Origin of the sequence: Halobacillus sp. B23F22_5, assembly GCF_043497085.1 — a bacterium.
Classification (GTDB): Bacteria; Bacillota; Bacilli; order Bacillales; family Halobacillaceae; genus Thalassobacillus.
This window is the reverse complement of the sequence record NZ_JBIEKI010000002.1, coordinates 64,115-80,054: the sequence shown is the minus strand read 5'-3', so window position 1 is coordinate 80,054 and position 15,940 is coordinate 64,115. Positions and strand designations below refer to the sequence as shown.

General features: G+C 39.8%; 18 protein-coding genes. 6 read left to right on the top strand and 12 right to left on the bottom strand.

Features of this window, described 5'->3' with window-relative positions; genetic code table 11:
• Nucleotides 1-50: 50 nt before the first annotated feature.
• Complete coding sequence (gene holA / locus ACGTN9_RS03700) at nucleotides 51-1,097, bottom strand: DNA polymerase III subunit delta (protein ID WP_499590679.1); 1,047 nt, start codon at nucleotides 1,095-1,097, stop codon at nucleotides 51-53.
• Between the two features lie 360 nt (nucleotides 1,098-1,457).
• Here holA and ACGTN9_RS03695 point away from each other — a divergent pair, with 360 nt between their 5' ends.
• The gene (locus ACGTN9_RS03695) at nucleotides 1,458-1,592 is read left to right on the top strand and encodes a YqzM family protein (RefSeq protein ID WP_028783276.1); all 135 of its coding nucleotides are present in this window, start codon (nucleotides 1,458-1,460) and stop codon (nucleotides 1,590-1,592) included.
• 54 nt (nucleotides 1,593-1,646) lie between these two features.
• On the opposite strand, the gene ACGTN9_RS03690 is transcribed toward ACGTN9_RS03695, so the two are convergent.
• From ACGTN9_RS03690 to ACGTN9_RS03680, 3 genes are all read right to left on the bottom strand, one after another.
• On the bottom strand, nucleotides 1,647-3,941 hold the full coding sequence (locus tag ACGTN9_RS03690; RefSeq protein ID WP_499590677.1) for a DNA internalization-related competence protein ComEC/Rec2: 2,295 nt from the start codon (nucleotides 3,939-3,941) through the stop codon (nucleotides 1,647-1,649).
• Between the two features lie 2 nt (nucleotides 3,942-3,943).
• Nucleotides 3,944-4,411: a ComE operon protein 2 gene (locus ACGTN9_RS03685; protein WP_499590675.1), complete on the bottom strand. Its 468-nt coding sequence runs from the start codon at nucleotides 4,409-4,411 to the stop codon at nucleotides 3,944-3,946.
• Nucleotides 4,412-4,478: 67 nt separating this feature from the next.
• Complete coding sequence (locus ACGTN9_RS03680) at nucleotides 4,479-5,054, bottom strand: helix-hairpin-helix domain-containing protein (protein ID WP_499590673.1); 576 nt, start codon at nucleotides 5,052-5,054, stop codon at nucleotides 4,479-4,481.
• A gap of 79 nt (nucleotides 5,055-5,133) precedes the next feature.
• Here ACGTN9_RS03680 and comER point away from each other — a divergent pair, with 79 nt between their 5' ends.
• The gene (comER, locus tag ACGTN9_RS03675) at nucleotides 5,134-5,946 is read left to right on the top strand and encodes a late competence protein ComER (RefSeq protein ID WP_499590671.1); all 813 of its coding nucleotides are present in this window, start codon (nucleotides 5,134-5,136) and stop codon (nucleotides 5,944-5,946) included.
• A gap of 88 nt (nucleotides 5,947-6,034) precedes the next feature.
• Here comER and ACGTN9_RS03670 read toward each other — a convergent pair whose 3' ends face one another.
• Genes ACGTN9_RS03670 through ACGTN9_RS03635 form a run of 8 tightly spaced genes read right to left on the bottom strand, consistent with a single transcriptional unit; the run spans nucleotide 6,035 to nucleotide 11,053 of the window.
• Nucleotides 6,035-6,727 (bottom strand): class I SAM-dependent DNA methyltransferase, encoded by a 693-nt coding sequence (locus ACGTN9_RS03670; protein ID WP_499591273.1) that lies wholly within the window; start codon nucleotides 6,725-6,727, stop codon nucleotides 6,035-6,037.
• A 45-nt stretch (nucleotides 6,728-6,772) separates the two neighbouring features.
• Complete coding sequence (rsfS, locus tag ACGTN9_RS03665; RefSeq protein ID WP_499590669.1) at nucleotides 6,773-7,120, bottom strand: ribosome silencing factor; 348 nt, start codon at nucleotides 7,118-7,120, stop codon at nucleotides 6,773-6,775.
• 15 nt (nucleotides 7,121-7,135) lie between these two features.
• Nucleotides 7,136-7,714: a bis(5'-nucleosyl)-tetraphosphatase (symmetrical) YqeK gene (gene yqeK, locus ACGTN9_RS03660; protein WP_499590667.1), complete on the bottom strand. Its 579-nt coding sequence runs from the start codon at nucleotides 7,712-7,714 to the stop codon at nucleotides 7,136-7,138.
• Nucleotides 7,704-8,270: a nicotinate-nucleotide adenylyltransferase gene (locus ACGTN9_RS03655; protein WP_499590665.1), complete on the bottom strand. Its 567-nt coding sequence runs from the start codon at nucleotides 8,268-8,270 to the stop codon at nucleotides 7,704-7,706. Before ACGTN9_RS03655 ends, yqeK begins: the two co-directional genes overlap by 11 nt.
• Nucleotides 8,271-8,285: 15 nt before the next feature.
• Nucleotides 8,286-8,576: a ribosome assembly RNA-binding protein YhbY gene (gene yhbY, locus ACGTN9_RS03650; protein ID WP_499590663.1), complete on the bottom strand. Its 291-nt coding sequence runs from the start codon at nucleotides 8,574-8,576 to the stop codon at nucleotides 8,286-8,288.
• A gap of 4 nt (nucleotides 8,577-8,580) precedes the next feature.
• Nucleotides 8,581-9,414, bottom strand: coding sequence for a shikimate dehydrogenase (gene aroE / locus ACGTN9_RS03645; RefSeq protein ID WP_499590661.1), 834 nt, complete (start codon nucleotides 9,412-9,414; stop codon nucleotides 8,581-8,583).
• A 16-nt stretch (nucleotides 9,415-9,430) separates the two neighbouring features.
• Nucleotides 9,431-10,534 (bottom strand): ribosome biogenesis GTPase YqeH, encoded by a 1,104-nt coding sequence (gene yqeH / locus ACGTN9_RS03640; RefSeq protein ID WP_499590659.1) that lies wholly within the window; start codon nucleotides 10,532-10,534, stop codon nucleotides 9,431-9,433.
• 3 nt (nucleotides 10,535-10,537) lie between these two features.
• Nucleotides 10,538-11,053 (bottom strand): YqeG family HAD IIIA-type phosphatase, encoded by a 516-nt coding sequence (locus ACGTN9_RS03635; protein WP_499590657.1) that lies wholly within the window; start codon nucleotides 11,051-11,053, stop codon nucleotides 10,538-10,540.
• A 351-nt stretch (nucleotides 11,054-11,404) separates the two neighbouring features.
• Here ACGTN9_RS03635 and sda point away from each other — a divergent pair, with 351 nt between their 5' ends.
• The 4 genes from sda (at nucleotide 11,405) to ACGTN9_RS03615 (ending at nucleotide 15,935) form a co-directional block, all read left to right on the top strand.
• Nucleotides 11,405-11,545 (top strand): sporulation histidine kinase inhibitor Sda, encoded by a 141-nt coding sequence (sda, locus tag ACGTN9_RS03630; RefSeq protein ID WP_499590655.1) that lies wholly within the window; start codon nucleotides 11,405-11,407, stop codon nucleotides 11,543-11,545.
• A 241-nt stretch (nucleotides 11,546-11,786) separates the two neighbouring features.
• Nucleotides 11,787-14,123, top strand: a complete 2,337-nt coding sequence (locus tag ACGTN9_RS03625; RefSeq protein WP_499590653.1) for a Na+/H+ antiporter subunit A — start codon at nucleotides 11,787-11,789, stop codon at nucleotides 14,121-14,123.
• Entirely contained in the window at nucleotides 14,123-14,461 is a 339-nt protein-coding gene (locus tag ACGTN9_RS03620) for a Na(+)/H(+) antiporter subunit C (protein WP_093045522.1), read from the top strand. The genes ACGTN9_RS03625 and ACGTN9_RS03620 overlap by 1 nt, the downstream gene beginning before the upstream one ends.
• The gene (locus tag ACGTN9_RS03615; RefSeq protein ID WP_499590651.1) at nucleotides 14,454-15,935 is read left to right on the top strand and encodes a Na+/H+ antiporter subunit D; all 1,482 of its coding nucleotides are present in this window, start codon (nucleotides 14,454-14,456) and stop codon (nucleotides 15,933-15,935) included. Before ACGTN9_RS03620 ends, ACGTN9_RS03615 begins: the two co-directional genes overlap by 8 nt.
• Nucleotides 15,936-15,940 lie beyond the last annotated feature (5 nt).

Sequence of the window (15,940 nt, the reverse complement as noted above, 5' to 3'; positions counted from 1 at the left end):
AGCTGCATGAAACGATATGATTATCGTCCATGCAGCTCTTTTTTTACACTTCATCCAATTTTGCTATCCATCCGTTTAATATGGATCATTCGATATAGCAGTAATTCAAACGCCAGACTTTTCTCTACTTTTCCTTGTTTTATCTGCTGGTCTGTTTCTGTAAGCTGATCCATGATCTGTTCAAGTTCATGCAAGCTGAAGTATTGTTCTCTTTTCATTGCCATCTTGATTACATAAGGGTGCGCTTGTATGTATTGCCTCATCTGATTTTGAGCATAGCCTTTCTGTTTTAAAATCTTTGCTTGAAAAATAATCCGGAATTGCGAAGCAAGCAAAGCAGTCAAAGCTATCGGATCTTCATTCATACGAATCAGATCCTTATATAAATGAATGGCTTTGGAAAGATCCCTTTCCATTACAGCATCAACTAATTTCAATCCGGAAGCTTCAGCACTATGAGAAAGTAACGATTCTGCCATTTCTCTCGTTACCACCCCATCTTCTTCAGCGTTCAGCGCTAATTTTTCCATTTCACTTCTAAGTACCATTAAGTTCGTTCCAATTTCTTGTATAAATAATTCATGAAGTTCTTTAGGAACCTGAATGCCCATTTCTTTTGCAAGTGATTGAATCCATTCATCCATGTTCCATTCCCTTACCGGCTGGCAGGGTACAACTTCTCCATATTTTTTAAATTGTTTAAATATTTTTTTACGTTCATCCAATTTTTCATATGGGGCTGTAATTACCAAAATAGAATAATCGACTGGATTTTCAAGGTACTTTTGAAACACATCTGTATCATGTTCGAATGGCAGCTTGTCCGGTTTTGCTTTCATAAAAACGGGATTATCTGCAATAATGACTTTCCGGTCTCCAAAAAAAGGATAGGTCTCTGCATCAGTAACCACGTCTTCTATCGGCACTTCTTCTAAATCATAATAAGATACATTTACATCCTGATCTTCCTCTGAAAGTGCATGTTTAAGTATTTTTTGTTTAATATCCTGGATTAAGTATGATTCTGTTCCATATAATAAATATATCGAAGAAAATTGTTTTTTGTTAATTTTTTTCAGTGTATCCATATAGTTCATTGTTTTGTTACACCCCAGCTTACTTGATAAATGTGACAGGCACCTCGTCCATCCCTACCCATAAATGGAACTCAATGTTCTTATTTTATGCCGGTTAGGAAGCCTTGTCAAAAATCTTTAAGAACGAGGTGCCTGAACAATCTATATGAACGCCGTCCGATCCATACCCGGGTGAAAGACCGGGCGGCGATGTTGTCCCTTGGTTTTAGATTGACCAAAAGGACGCAAACTATAGATGACAACTCTTGCTAACACAGGCAAACAAAAAAATGGATAGTTTTTTTATTTAATTGGTATTGAATCTGGATTTTTACGTGTGTATCACTTATACTAAAACACAGGTATATAGGAGGGGTAAAAGTGAACGAATTCAAAAAAAATATTCAATCAAAAAATAATGACGTCATTGACTCAGGTAAAGGGTTCATTTTCTCGTTCTTGTTCTTTTTCATTATATTCTTCGTCGGTGTCGTCGTGAGTGTAATCGGATCATAATTTCCATTACGTAAGTAGGCTGCTGGTAAAGCGGCCTTTTTTATTTTGGTGAAGTTATTGATTCTGTTCCTCATTGTCGTACGGATAATAGGCATAAAATGTACCATCATCCTCTGTGTATTTGTATTGGATGGCTCCTTGCAGGTCTGTTCTTAATATGCTTATATCCTGCTGTCCCAACGTCTCAATTATTGTCTGATGAGGATGACCATAACGATTATTTCTTCCGGATGATATAAGTGCCATCTTCACATTAAGACTTTTCAGAAATTTTTGCGACGATGAAGTATTGCTACCATGGTGGGCAACTTTCAACACATCGATCTGAAGACCGGGAAAAACATCGAGAAGTTCGTCTTCCACCTCAACTGAGATGTCCCCAGTAAACAGCCACGTATTAGCACCAAATGAAGCTTGCATCACTAAAGAATTATCATTTGTATCTGCAAAGTCCTTCACAGGATTTAAAACACCGAAGCTTTGGCCGTTTAAAATAAGTTTCTCCCCACCTTTTACTTGGACGACAGGAAGCTCTGCTTCTGAAACTTTTGCTTGTAATTCATCAGAGAACTGAAAATATATACTGGTTACCAGCTTCTTTACATGAAATTGTTCAATTACATATGGGGCGCTTCCAATATGATCGGAATCTTCATGGCTTAAAAAAATGGCATCTATCTCACTAATTCCTTTTGCATGAAGAAACGGTCCAATAATATTCTCAGCAATTCTCTTTTGATTTTTAGAAAAAGAAGAAGGTCCGGCTGCATCAATCAGGAACACACCTTTACGATAAGGCAGTTCAACGACAATACTGTCCCCTTGCCCTATATCCAGCATGGTTATGGTACCCTCTTTACTTAAATAGGGTTTCAGCGAATATAACATTAACACGGATACAACCAGGATAGCTGCATAAAAAGCTTTCCTTTCCTCTCCTTTTTCAAGCCTTGCCATCATAAACCCTAATAACATATAATACCCGATTCCGAACAATGGTGTTATTTTACCAATTACCCAGGGATAATATAAATAAGCATCTACATGCCGCAGGACTGCCAGGGAAAAGCCATGAATAACAAGAAAAATTTCGGCTCCTATAAAAGCTAAACCAGGAACGAAAAGTGTAAAGAGACTTAAGAAAACCATAAACGGAATGACAAAGAAGGAAAAATAGGGCACGTAAACTAAATTGATGAAGACAGAAAGAGGATTAAATTGGTAGAAGTTGAAAAGTTGCAAAGGCAAAATGATCAATTGACTCAAAAGACTGACCTGTAAAAGCAAAAACAATTTTGAAGCTGTTCGCTTAAACCAGGTATTAGAAAGAACGATAGCGAACGTTACAAGGAAAGAAAATTGAAAGCCAAGGTGATAGAAATAAAAAGGATTTACGATCAGAAAACTTATCATCAATAAGCTTAACACATCCAAAATACGTATCTGGAGCTTTAGTTTTATTATTAGCATACCCAGCAATGCCATTGTGACAGCCCTCAATACAGAAGGAGCCCCACCTGCAAACAGTGCATATAATGGCAAAAAGAGTAATAGGACCCAGAAGCTTTTTTCAACCGTTATTATCCCTGAGCGATAAAAAACAAAGAGAAATAACCCAATCATCAATCCGATATGCAAACCTGAAATGGCAAGTAAGTGAGAAAGGTTCCACCTTCGGAATAAGTCAATATTCATTTTATCTAAATCATCCGTATCTCCAAACACTAACCCCTTCAACCAGGCAAAAGCATCATCCGGTAGGTTTTCTTCATATTCCGTAAGCAGCTTCTTTCTTTGTTCGTACAAAGAGGCTAGCCACGAGCTGCCACGACAAGTCATTTGTGTCGTTTCATTAATGATGATTTGGGAGGTAATTCCTTTGTTTCTCAGGTAGTCACGATAATCAAATTCACCGGGGTTTGTTGCTGATGGAGGGAGTGAAACAGGGGACTGGACCTGGCATACAGCACCATGTTGCCAGTCATCAGTAATAGAAGTGATAGGAATGGAGGGATTTTCAAGGAAGGCAGTCAATAAAATTTTTTGATCTGAATCTGCTACTTTCATTACAACTTCAATCGAATTATCTGTTTCTTTTGGTATCGTCACCAATTTTCCTGTTATGACAGCACCAGTATTTTCAGGTAAAGGAGGATCTTTGGCAACAATCAAACTTCCAAGCAGGTAGAAGCTGCCTATCATTATCATCATATACTTAGACGGCTTCATTTTAAAAAGTGATACCACTAGCAGCGTTATATAAATAATCGCGGTGCCTTCCTGCCAGGAAGAAAAAGTTAGGCCTCCCAACACGAAAGCAACCGCAAGGATGTGCCAGTATCCCCGCATCTTTATACCTCTTTTTTATCTGCCAACGGATCAAGTGGCCATTCTTTCAATTCAACTTTCTCCGTTTTCACGCCTGCCTCACGGAATAACTCAATGGCATAGGGATGGTTGCGATAATCAGCATGATAATAGACAGCTGTAATACCCGCCTGGATAATTGCTTTGCAGCAATGAAGACAAGGAAAGTGTGTCACATATATCTCAGCACCTTCTGTAGCTACTCCGAATTTAGCACATTGTAATAGGGCGTTCATTTCAGCGTGGATGGTCCGGACACAATGCCCATCGATGACATAACACCCTTCATCGATACAATGCACGCCACCTGATACGCTTCCGTTATAACCGCCTGCAATCATCCGCTTATCTCTTACAATTGTAGCGCCGACAGCGAGACGTTCACACGTACTCCTCATTTTCAGCAAATGACTTTGAGCCATAAAATATTGGTCCCATGATATACGCTCCATTATGTATAGGTCCCCTTTTCTAGGTTTTAAAATAAGTTTACATTGGTGGGATTTTTTCGTCAATAAACTACGGAATCTGAATCGAATCCCCTATATTCTCCAAGGTCTTTTCGCCTATCCCACTAACATCCAACAAATCATCCATGGTTTGGAACAGGCCATTTTCTTCACGATGCTGAACAATGGCTTTTGCTTTTGACTCTCCAATTCCATTCAATTGTTGAATCTCATTTACATCTGCATAATTGATTCTGATTTTGTCATCTGTAACGCTCTCACTTCCTTCTTCTTTTAAATTTCCGTAACTATTTACGATGATCATCATTTCATCAATCAATCGCTGAGCAAGGTTTACCGAGGTTGGATCGGCCTCTTTTCTCATTCCTCCAGCCATCTGTATCGCATCTGCGACACGGCTGCCTGCCGACAGTTCATATACCCCAGGTTTTACAACTGCCCCCTTGACATCAACGACTATATTTTCATGTTCTATAGAGGTTTTACTGTCGGGTGTTTGTGGAGAGGATTCTTCAAGTGAATGGGAGACTGCGAAATCATCTTCCTTTTTTTCTTCTCCCACCAACATCCAGATAACGACTGCAACAGCCACAGCCATCCAGGCATATTTTTTAATCCAATACATATAATCAAACACATCCTTTCCTATAATCCGAGCTAAGTTCATATAGATGAAATAATAGATAATACAAAGGAGGTATAACATGATTTGGGGAGTTATTGGGACCGGAAACATGGGAACGATTGTCATTGAATCATTGATTGAAAGCGGATCACTGGAAGCAAACGAAATGATCGTGACAAACCGTTCATTAGAGAAAGCTTATGAACTCAAACAAAGACATCCTCGTCTTGGAATAAAAAAAGAATTAGGTGACTTAATCGTTGAATCGGACATCATCATGCTGTGTGTGAAGCCGCACGATATGAAAGAATTATTTGCAGAAATAAAACCTCATATTAGAAATAGTCAGTGTGTAATTTCTATTACCAGTCCCGTGGGAGTAGATGAATTAGAAAAAGCCCTGCCGTGCCAGGTAGCCAGAATTGTCCCTTCGATAACAAATCGATCTTTCTCAGGGACGACGTTGATGAGTTTTGGAGAGTCTGTCCAGCCTGAAATGAAAGCTTTATTAAAGCAAACATTTAAATTCATTTCACGACCAATAGAAATTGAGGAACCATACATCAGAGTTTGTTCAGATATTGTTTCGTGTGGTCCTGCTTTTATAAGCTTTTTGATGGAGCGGTGGATTAAAGCTGCCAGGGAGGTAGCTGGATTGCCTGAGGAAATAGCGACAGAATTAACTACAGAAATGCTGATTGGGTATGGAAGTTTACTTGCAAAAAATCATTATACACTGGAGACGTTAAGGAAAAAGGTAAGTGTTAAAGGTGGGGTGACCGGAGAAGGCTTGGTCGCGTTAGAACAAAATATCGGCGATTTATTTGAGGAAATGTTCCAGGCTACTCAGAAGAAGCATAAAGCGGATAAATTAATGTTGAAGCAGGATTGAAATCTATGTATATTATATTACCTCAAGCATTACCAGATGCATAGTGGAAATTTAAAAATCACAGGAGACAGCTGCCATCTCCTGTGATTCATTTTCTTTTACATATAAAAAACAAACGATTTCCCTCTTCATCATTATGTACCGGTTCCCGCTTTAGATCAGCATAAACCGCCGTGATAACAAAACCTGCAGAATTCAACTCTTTTTTCAAAAGATCTATCCTATATCCACGCTGGGTATGATATTCATCAAACCGATTGTAAGAACCATCGGGTTTTTGTACAAAAAAGGTCAAGTCATGCACAAAGGTTTCTGTTTGTTCCCCAGGTTCGCAAAACCAAATATAGGTCGTTTCATCGTAAACCTCTGCAAAGGTTTCTCCAGCCATATTGTCTTGTAAATGAACGAGCGAGTGCACATCAAAAATAAAAGTGCCGCCCGGTTTTAGAACATCGAAGGTTTGCTTGAAGACGCCCTTTAAATCATCCAGAGATGTAATGTAGTTAAGGACGTCAAAATAACTGATAACGGTATCAAAGTCTGTTAAACCGGCTAAATTTCGGATATCTTGTTGAAGCCAGTGAATACTTACATGAGGAGGTGTCTTGTCGTTAGCTATAGAAAGCATATCCTCTGAAAAGTCGACACCAGTCATTTGATACCCCTTTTCAGCGAGACGAATAGTAATTTCTCCAGTGCCGCATCCCATATCTAAAATATTTTTTCCTGAGGAGTGGTCTTCTGTAAAAGAAACCCACTCCTCATATGGCACGTCCTGCATCAAAAGATCATAAACGAATGCCATCTCTCCATAAGTCATGGGCACTCAGACACTTTCAACCGCTAAGGTAGGAGCGTCTCCCCATAACCGTTCCAGATTATAATAATTTCGCTCGTCTTTATGGAAAATATGGCAGATAACCCCGTTTAAGTCCACAAGGATCCAACGCGCTTGTTCAAATCCTTCAATTCTTGTAACAGATAACCCTGCTTCTTCCGCCTTTTCTTTTACTTCACGCGCGATAGCTTGAACCTGGCGTTCATTGGATCCTTCACAAATCAAAAAGTAATCGGCGATAAGAGATACCTCTGCCATATCCAATACCACAATATCTTCCGCACGTTTATCATCACATGCTTGTGCAGCAAGTTTCATCAATTCTTTACTATCCATTCAAATCCCTCCATTTCATTTACGGGTGATTGTATTTATTAAATGATTATAGTTGTGCAGTGTATCCGGATAAACTTTTTGTCCTTTGGACATTAAGAAGAAAATCGTATTATGTGCAGCCTGAAGACATGCTTTATCAAGATCTTCATTTGCAGTGTCACGTACCTCGTCAATACCTGGAAACTTTCTTCCCGGCTCAATATAATCCGCGAGAAAAATAACTTTCTCTAATACGTTCATATTTGCTTTACCAGTTGTATGGCAAGCAATGGCAGCAGCGACTTCTGTATCATCAAGACCTGCTTCTTTTTCAAGTATCACTGCCCCAACGGGTCCATGCCACAATTCATGATGGTAGTGTAATAAATCCTTCGGCAGACGAGGATCGGATTTGATCCACCGCTTCATTTCTTCTCTATTTCGATACTTGGCATAATCGTGTAAAATTGCAGCTCGCTCGGCTTTCTCCACATCAGCACCATACATTTCCGCAAGTTTTACTGCAGTATCTGTCACCCGGATGGTATGCTCAAAACGTTCTTTCTTTAGTTTAGCTTTTACAAGTTCTAGTGCCGTATCACGGTCAAGCTTCATATAATCGATGCTCCTTTATATATTCAATCACAGCATCGGGCGCTAAATACTTGATTTCCTGCCCCTGTCCTAAACGTTCCCTTATCATGGTTGAAGATATTTCGATCACTGGAATCTCGACTTCTTTAATGGGATAAGGGCTGATTAATGGATATCCGCTACGCTTCACTCCCACAAACTGAACAAGTTCTACCAGTTTATCGATAGCATGCCACTTTGGCAAATATTCTACCATGTCTCCTCCGATAATAAAATAAAACGATATATCCGGGTGCCTTTGTTTCAGTTGGCTAATGGTCTCATGGGTATAGGATTTACCAGTTCTACGTAATTCAATATCATTAATAGAAAAATGGTCATTGCCAGCCACGGCAGCTTTCACCATCTCCAGCCGATCTTGATTGTCTGCATTGGCATTTGCTTTATGGGGCGGCTGGTTCGATGGGATGAACCAAATCTCATCCAGGTTCAAGTTTTGATAAACCTCTTCGGCAATGATCAAATGACCGAGATGAGGAGGATCAAAGGTTCCGCCTAAAATTCCAACACGCTTCATATAACTCTCCCCTTATTAAGGAAGCTCAATTTGTTTGTTTTCTTCTGATTCCTTATATAACACAATCGTATTACCGATGACTTGCACAAGTTCCGAACCAGTGCCTTGCACTAATTCTTCTGCCACTTCATTTTTATCCTCCATACAATTTTGAAGGACGCTGACTTTAAGCAGTTCTCTTTTTTCGAGAGCGTCGTCAATTTGAGCAATCATATTTTCATTGACACCGGTTTTCCCGACTTGAAAAATCGGATTCATGTGATGAGCTTGAGCGCGTAAATAACGCTTTTGTTTTCCTGTAAGCATGGATTTATGCTCCTTTCAATTGTGCTTCAAGTGCTTCTAGTAGTCCGTGTTCATCCAGAGAGGTCCCTGTCCATATTTCAAAGGCATACACCGCTTGATAAAGAAGCATTTCATGGCCTTGATGAATTCTTGCCCCGTTTTCAGCTGCTTGCTGCAAAAAGGCTGTCATTAATGGCTGATAAACAATGTCACTGACCACTGTACCTTCCCGGATATTGTTAAGAGAAATGATTTGCTGTTCTACATGAGGTTTCATTCCTACAGTGGTGGTTTGAATAATTAAATCATAATCAGCAACCCGCTGTTCCGCCTCTGCAAGCGTAATAATTCCAGCTCCATTAGATGTATCATTATTTTTCGTCATTTCTTTCACACGATCTGTTGTACGATTCGCAATGTCAATATTTTCGAAACCTGCATGTACCAAGGTGTGAAAAATACCTTTTGCGGCACCACCTGCCCCAAGTATTAATACCTTACAGTCAGCGTTGCAAATATCCGGGTATTTGACACGTAAAGAATTCAGAAATCCTTTTCCATCAGTATTAAATCCTGTCCACTGACCATCCTCGATTTTGACAGTGTTTACTGCACCAATTAATTCTGCTTGTTCATCCACGGCGTCCAGTTCCTTCATGATCTTTTGCTTGAAAGGTACCGTTACATTGAACCCTGCCAGGCTTTCTTTTCTCAAGAGTTCCATCTGTTCGGCAAAGCTGCCAGGTTCCATCTCATACAAATTATACTCCCCTGAAATATTTGCTTGGTTCAATAATTGATTATGGATCCAGGGTGATAATGAGTGCTTGATAGGGTTTCCGATCAAACCTAGTTTCATTATTCCACATCCCTTATTATATTAAAGATTCTCTCAAGGATACTTTTACCCCTTGAGGGGCATGTATCGTCACTGATACAGAACCCTCTGGCACAGTAATCCATCCCAGTCCGGAAATTACGATATCCGTTTTATCATTCCCTATTCTAAATGAAGTGGTCTTCCATTCAGGTAATCGCTCGAGAGTTGTTTCATCGGGAGGTGACAAAAGTTCTCCTATGTGATTTTTATATAATTCATCCGCGTTTTCCAACTTAGTTCGATGGATAGGCAAGTCATTAGACACATAGCAAATGAACGAGCTCCGTTCTCCTTCTTCAAAGTCCATCCGTGCCAGCCCACCTAAGAAAAGTGTTTGTTTATTATTAAGCTGAAAGACCATGGGCTTGATTTCTTTTTTTGGTGTAATCAGTTTCAAATCTTTATCAGAAACATAATGAGCGATCTGGTGACGGTGAATTACTCCCGGGGTATCGAATAGTGATGACTCATCATCAAGGGGAATATCGATAAAACCCAGAGTCGTTCCAGGGAAATAAGAAGTAGTAATTGCATCACTCACTCCATACGTACGACTGATCAAACGATTGATAAAGGTAGACTTTCCTACATTAGTCGTGCCTACAATATAGACATCCCTTCCTTTTCTCATTCGATCGATGACTGCTGACAGCTCTTCTATCCCCTGGCCTTTAGCAGCTGAAATCAATTGAACATCTTCTACTTTCATCCCTAATTCTTTACAAGACCTACGAAGCCATTGTCTCACTTTATTATGATTGACTGACTTTGGAAGCACGTCCATTTTATTACCAACTAATAAAATAGGGTTGTTCCCTGTTAAACGTGCCAGCCCGGGTATGAAACTTCCGTTGAAATCAAAAATATCAATCAAATTGACAATTAGGCTGTCAGTTTCGGATATTTGGTGCAACATCTGTAAGAAATCGTCATCCTGGTATGGTACATCCTGTACCTCGTTATAATTTTTCAATCGAAAGCACCGCTTGCAAATCACTTCTTCCCTTTCTAAAGCGGAAGCGGGAGCATATCCTGGCTGATCAGGTTGTTCCGTCTGGATTTTCACGCCGCATCCCTGGCATACGATATCAATAGTCAATCTTTATTCCTCCCAAGTCAGTTTCCCTTTTTTTCTCATCCATTTCAGAATCCTGCGCTCAATTTTTCGATTAAAACGTGTAAAGAAGCCATCCGTTTCTACAATCGGAACAACCAGGATGGTATGGAAACCGGCAAAGTTTCCTCCGAGAACATCAGTCAGCAACTGGTCACCAATGACCACAATTTCTTCTTTGCTCATTTCCATTTGCTTTTGAGCTTTTTTAAAAGCATAAGATAAAGGCTTTCTCGCACTGTAAATGAAACTTGTATCCAATGGTTGTGAAAAAACCCGGACACGTTCTTGCTTATTATTTGAAGTAATCGTTACCTTGATTCCATGTTCATCCATTATTTTGAACCACTGCAGGATGTCTGGTGTCGCTTCAGGAACGTCCCAGGCTACTAAAGTGTTATCCAAATCCGTAATGATGCCTTTAATTCCACGTTCTTTCAAATCTTCAGGTCTAATTTCAAAAATACTATCTACATGTTCATTCGGTAAGAATTTATTGAACAACTCATTCACCTCATTCACTATTTACCCGTGCCTTTTTTACTCCTTACCCATCATATACAAATTCAACGCATGTTTCAAAGTAAATAGTATAATTCCAAAAATCGTTCGACAAATTACGTCAAAATTTCATCTGTGGATAAGTTTATACACATTTTCCACACATCTTTGACAAGATTCCTATGAATAAATTCACAATTATACACAAGTTATCTACATATTTATGTAGATAACTGCTCTGTTGTATGGGTGCAACTTTCATGGTAAAGTTGGGTTACAAATGAAGTAAGGATACGTTTTGGAAATTGATCACACCTGATTGGAGGTGAACGTCACGCTATTTTGTGACGCTATATGGAGCATTTAACTGATAAGTTGTTGATTGAATCCTACCACAAAGCATTAGAACTTAACCTAAGTAAAGAATTTATAGAATTAATTGAAGAAGAGTTACATAGACGATCCATACACCCTTCAATAAAAAAAACCAGCTGACACAGGTAAATTTCCCCAATAACGCACTTTTGGCAATCAAAAGTGCGTTATTTTTATTTTAAAATTTATGCCATGTTTCTTCTTATTTAATAAGACTATGGGACACACTAAAAGAAGCTTATGATTTAGTTACATTTAGTTGAATAATCGTGTAATTTTTGATTACAATTGAGTGACTAAGTTTCTATGACCAGTCCGTGTAAGACTTTTCTTATACATTATTCAGAGGAGGATCAGCTTGATGTTGTTTGCCGTTTTATTACCCTTCATAGCATCCATCTTCATCCCTTTTTTAGCTAAGATGAAGAATAGGATACATACTGGTATATTTGTTACCCTTGTACCTCTAATTGTGTTTCTTTACTTTATCCAATTCATAGGTACAGGATTCCAACCTGTAACAAGGAGTTATACTTGGATCCCATCCTTGAATATGAATATGAACTTCTATTTGGATGGCTTAAGTCTATTATTCGTTTTATTGATTAGTGGAATTGGTACACTAGTCGCTTTTTATTCTATTTACTATTTGCATAAATCAGAGCAGCTGGGCAACTTTTATGTCTATTTTTTAATATTCATGGGGTCAATGCTCGGGGTAGTACTATCGGATAATGTCTTTGTACTATACAGCTTTTGGGAATTCACCTCCTTATCTTCCTTCTTGTTGATCGGTTATTGGAACCATCGCCGGGGCTCGCGATACGGAGCGTTGAAATCGATGCTTATTACTGTGTTTGGGGGACTTAGTATGTTAGGGTCCCTTGTATTCATGTCTGTAATAACTAACACATCCAGCATTCAACAGATGATTTCCCAAAAGAGCATCATTTTGAATCATGAATTCTTCCCGCTAATATTGGGACTCCTGTTACTGGGAGCATTTACAAAATCAGCTCAGTTTCCATTCCATATCTGGCTCCCAGATGCCATGGAAGCCCCTACGCCAGTCAGTGCCTATCTCCATTCAGCTACCATGGTAAAAGCAGGTATCTATTTGGTAGCCCGTTATATTCCTATTTTCGCTGAGTCCGAATGGTTCTTCGTCGTAGTCAGTGGTTTTGGAATTATAACTTTAATGTGGGCTTCTTATATGGCTGTTCGCCAAACTGACCTGAAAGGGATCCTTGCATTCTCTACAATCAGTCAGCTTGGTATGATCATGGCCATGCTCGGATTTGGTACGAAAGCCGCTATCTTTGGAGCGGTATTCCATATTTTGAACCACGCAACCTTTAAAGGAAGTCTATTTATGGTCGCAGGTATCGTCGATCATGAAACAGGGTCCCGTGATATCCGTAAACTTGGTGGTTTGATGACCTTCATGCCGATTTCAGCCACATTGGCTGTCCTGGCTACTTTCTCAATGGCAGGCTTTCCACTGCCGTTTTTAAATGGATTCTATAGTAAGGAAATGTTCTTTGGAGCTACCCTGGAATTCGAGGCGACAAGCAATGCACTGGCAGCCTTTTTGCAGCAAGTATTACCTTACCTTGCTGTGTTCGGCAGTATATTCACGTTTGTCTATTCCATGTACTTTTTCTTTGGAACTTTCCGGGGCAAAGCAAATGTTTCTGAATTACCGAAAAAGCCACACGAGGCTCCTATCGGAATGCTTATATCACCGGCAGTCCTGGTACTTGGAGTAATTGTAATTGGTGTCTTTCCAGAATTGATCAATAAACCCTTCATCAGTCATGCTGCCGCTTCTATTTATGGTGGAGAGGTCGACAAACATATCTATTTCTGGCACGGAATCAATTTGCCTTTAATCATGTCTATGGCTGTTCTTGCATTCGGTACCATCCTTGTGCTCACTCGAACAAAATGGGAGCCTATCTACCGGTTTATACCTGGGCCGTTAAGTATGAATAAAGTGTATGATGGACTGGTTAAACGTGCGGAAACCTATTCTGAAAAGATTACTAAAGGGTATATGAATGGGTCACTAGGCAGATATTTCCGTTTAATCTTATCTGCCATTCTGATTGTTACATTCAGCTTTATGATTTCCACTGGAGGCTTCACTTTCAGTATGGAAAATACAGCTGAGTTTACTGCCATTGAATTGTTGGTTGCTATCATGATGGTGGTTGCGGCAGTAGGTACTATTGTTGCCAATAACCGTGTAGCAGCTATCATTATCTTAGGTGTGGTCGGTTACGGACTTTCCATTCTCTTTGTCATTTACCGTGCACCTGACCTTGCCTTAACACAGTTGATTGTAGAAACTGTCACTGTCGCTTTATTCCTGATGGCATTCAATCATTTGCCTAAACTTGAAGTCAGACAACAAGCCTGGAGTACAAAAGCGCTGAACTTGATTATTTCCGTAGGATTTGGAGCATTGATGACATTAGTAGCCATCTCTTCTCATAGCAGTAAATGGTTTGAATCCATCTCCACCTACTTTATCGAGAATTCATATAAGCTCGGTGGTGGGGATAATATTGTCAACGTAATCCTCGTTGACATGCGTGGATTGGATACACTATTTGAAATCACCGTGCTCGGTATTGCTGCAGTAGGGATTTTCGGAATGATTAAACTACGTAAAAATAAGAAGGGGGATGTATAATGGAGATCATCATGTCTATCGTCGCAGGTTTGTTGTTTACAACAGGTGTGTATAACCTTCTTCAAAAACAACTGCTGCGTATTGCGATCGGAACAGCTCTCATCTCCCATGGTGCCCATTTGTTTATTTTGACAATGGGAGGTCTAAAAGGCGGCGCTCCTCCTATTTTAGTGGAGGGAATCGAACACTATACAGATCCCCTGCCACAAGCGTTGATTTTAACATCCATCGTTATTAGCTTTGGAGTAACCAGCTTTCTCCTGGTATTAGCTTATAGAGCCTCCGAAGCGAACGGGACGGATAATATTGAACAATTAAGGGGCAACGATTATGAGTAACTTAGCTATACTACCAATCATCATACCTTTATTAGCAGGAATACTTTTAGCTTTCTTTCCAAAGAAACTTCCACTAGTCAGATCGTTGGCTAAGCTGCTTACTATCCTGAATCTGGCAGTGGTAACATACATGTTTTCTTATGTCAGACAAAACGGGACGTTGGTATTAGAAACAGGGGCATGGGAAGCCCCTTTCGGCATTATCATTGTCGCTGATTTGCTTGCTGTAACACTGGTGCTTACTACTAATATCATTGCTGTAGCAGCGGCTTTTTACGCACCAAAATCCTTGTCTGATCAACAGGAATCTTTCTATTTCTACGCCTTCTTTTTCCTGTTGATTTCCGGGGTGAGTGGTGCTTTTCTTACGGGAGACTTGTTCAACCTTTTCGTTTTCTTTGAAGTATTACTAATGGCATCTTATGCATTGATTGTCTTAGGTGGCGGGAAAGCACAACTGAGAGAATCGATTAAATACTTATTATTGAACTTATTTTCTTCCATGTTGTTTGTCACAGCAATTTCTTTTGTTTATTCGGTTGTAGGTACGGTTAACATGGCACAAATCGCTGAACGGGTGAAAGATGTTGACCAACAAGGCATCCTGACAACTGTCGCCGTCTTACTTTTTTTCGTATTTGCAACCAAAGCGGCAGTTTTTCCTTTGTATTATTGGCTCCCGAACTCCTATTCCGTACCTAACCCAGTCGTATCAGCGTTGTTTGGAGCTTTGCTTACAAAAGTAGGTATTTATTCGATTTTACGGGTATTTACGTTAATATTCACGCATGACCAGGGTCTTACGCATAACCTGTTCTTGTGGCTGGCAGGCTTGACGATGATTTTCGGGGTCATCGGGGCACTATCTACTAATAATGTAAAACTTATCATCGCGTATAACATCATACCTGCAGTTGGTTTTATGCTGATGGGAATTGGTGTTTTTACGGAGACTGCGTTAAGCGGAACCGTCTATTACCTTGTTCATGACATGGTAATCAAAGGAGCCTTATTCTTATTGATAGGTGCTCTGGTATATTTAGCCGGGACCTCCGACTTACGTAAAATGGGAGGCTTGATTCATCACTACCCTTTACTTGGATGGCTTTTTTTCCTAGCCTCTCTAGTGCTGGCAGGTATTCCTCCTTTTAGTGGTTTCATTGGGAAGTTGCTGCTCCTTCAAGGCAGTTTAGCAGAAGAAGAAATATCCATTGTCATTGTTGCTTTATTGAGCAGTCTATTGATCTTGTTTTCCATGATCCGCATTTTTATTGGAGCATTCTGGGGAGAAAAGGATGAAAGCTTCCCGGTAGATAAACGAGCGGCTAAAGCATTCACAGGACCAATAGCTGGCTTACTGGCCTTATCTGTTATACTAGGGGTTGGAGCAGAATGGTTCTATCCTGCGATTCAATCCATTGCTGAGTACCTGATGGCGCCAGAACTCTATATTGATTCTGTGCTTAAGGAGTAGTGATT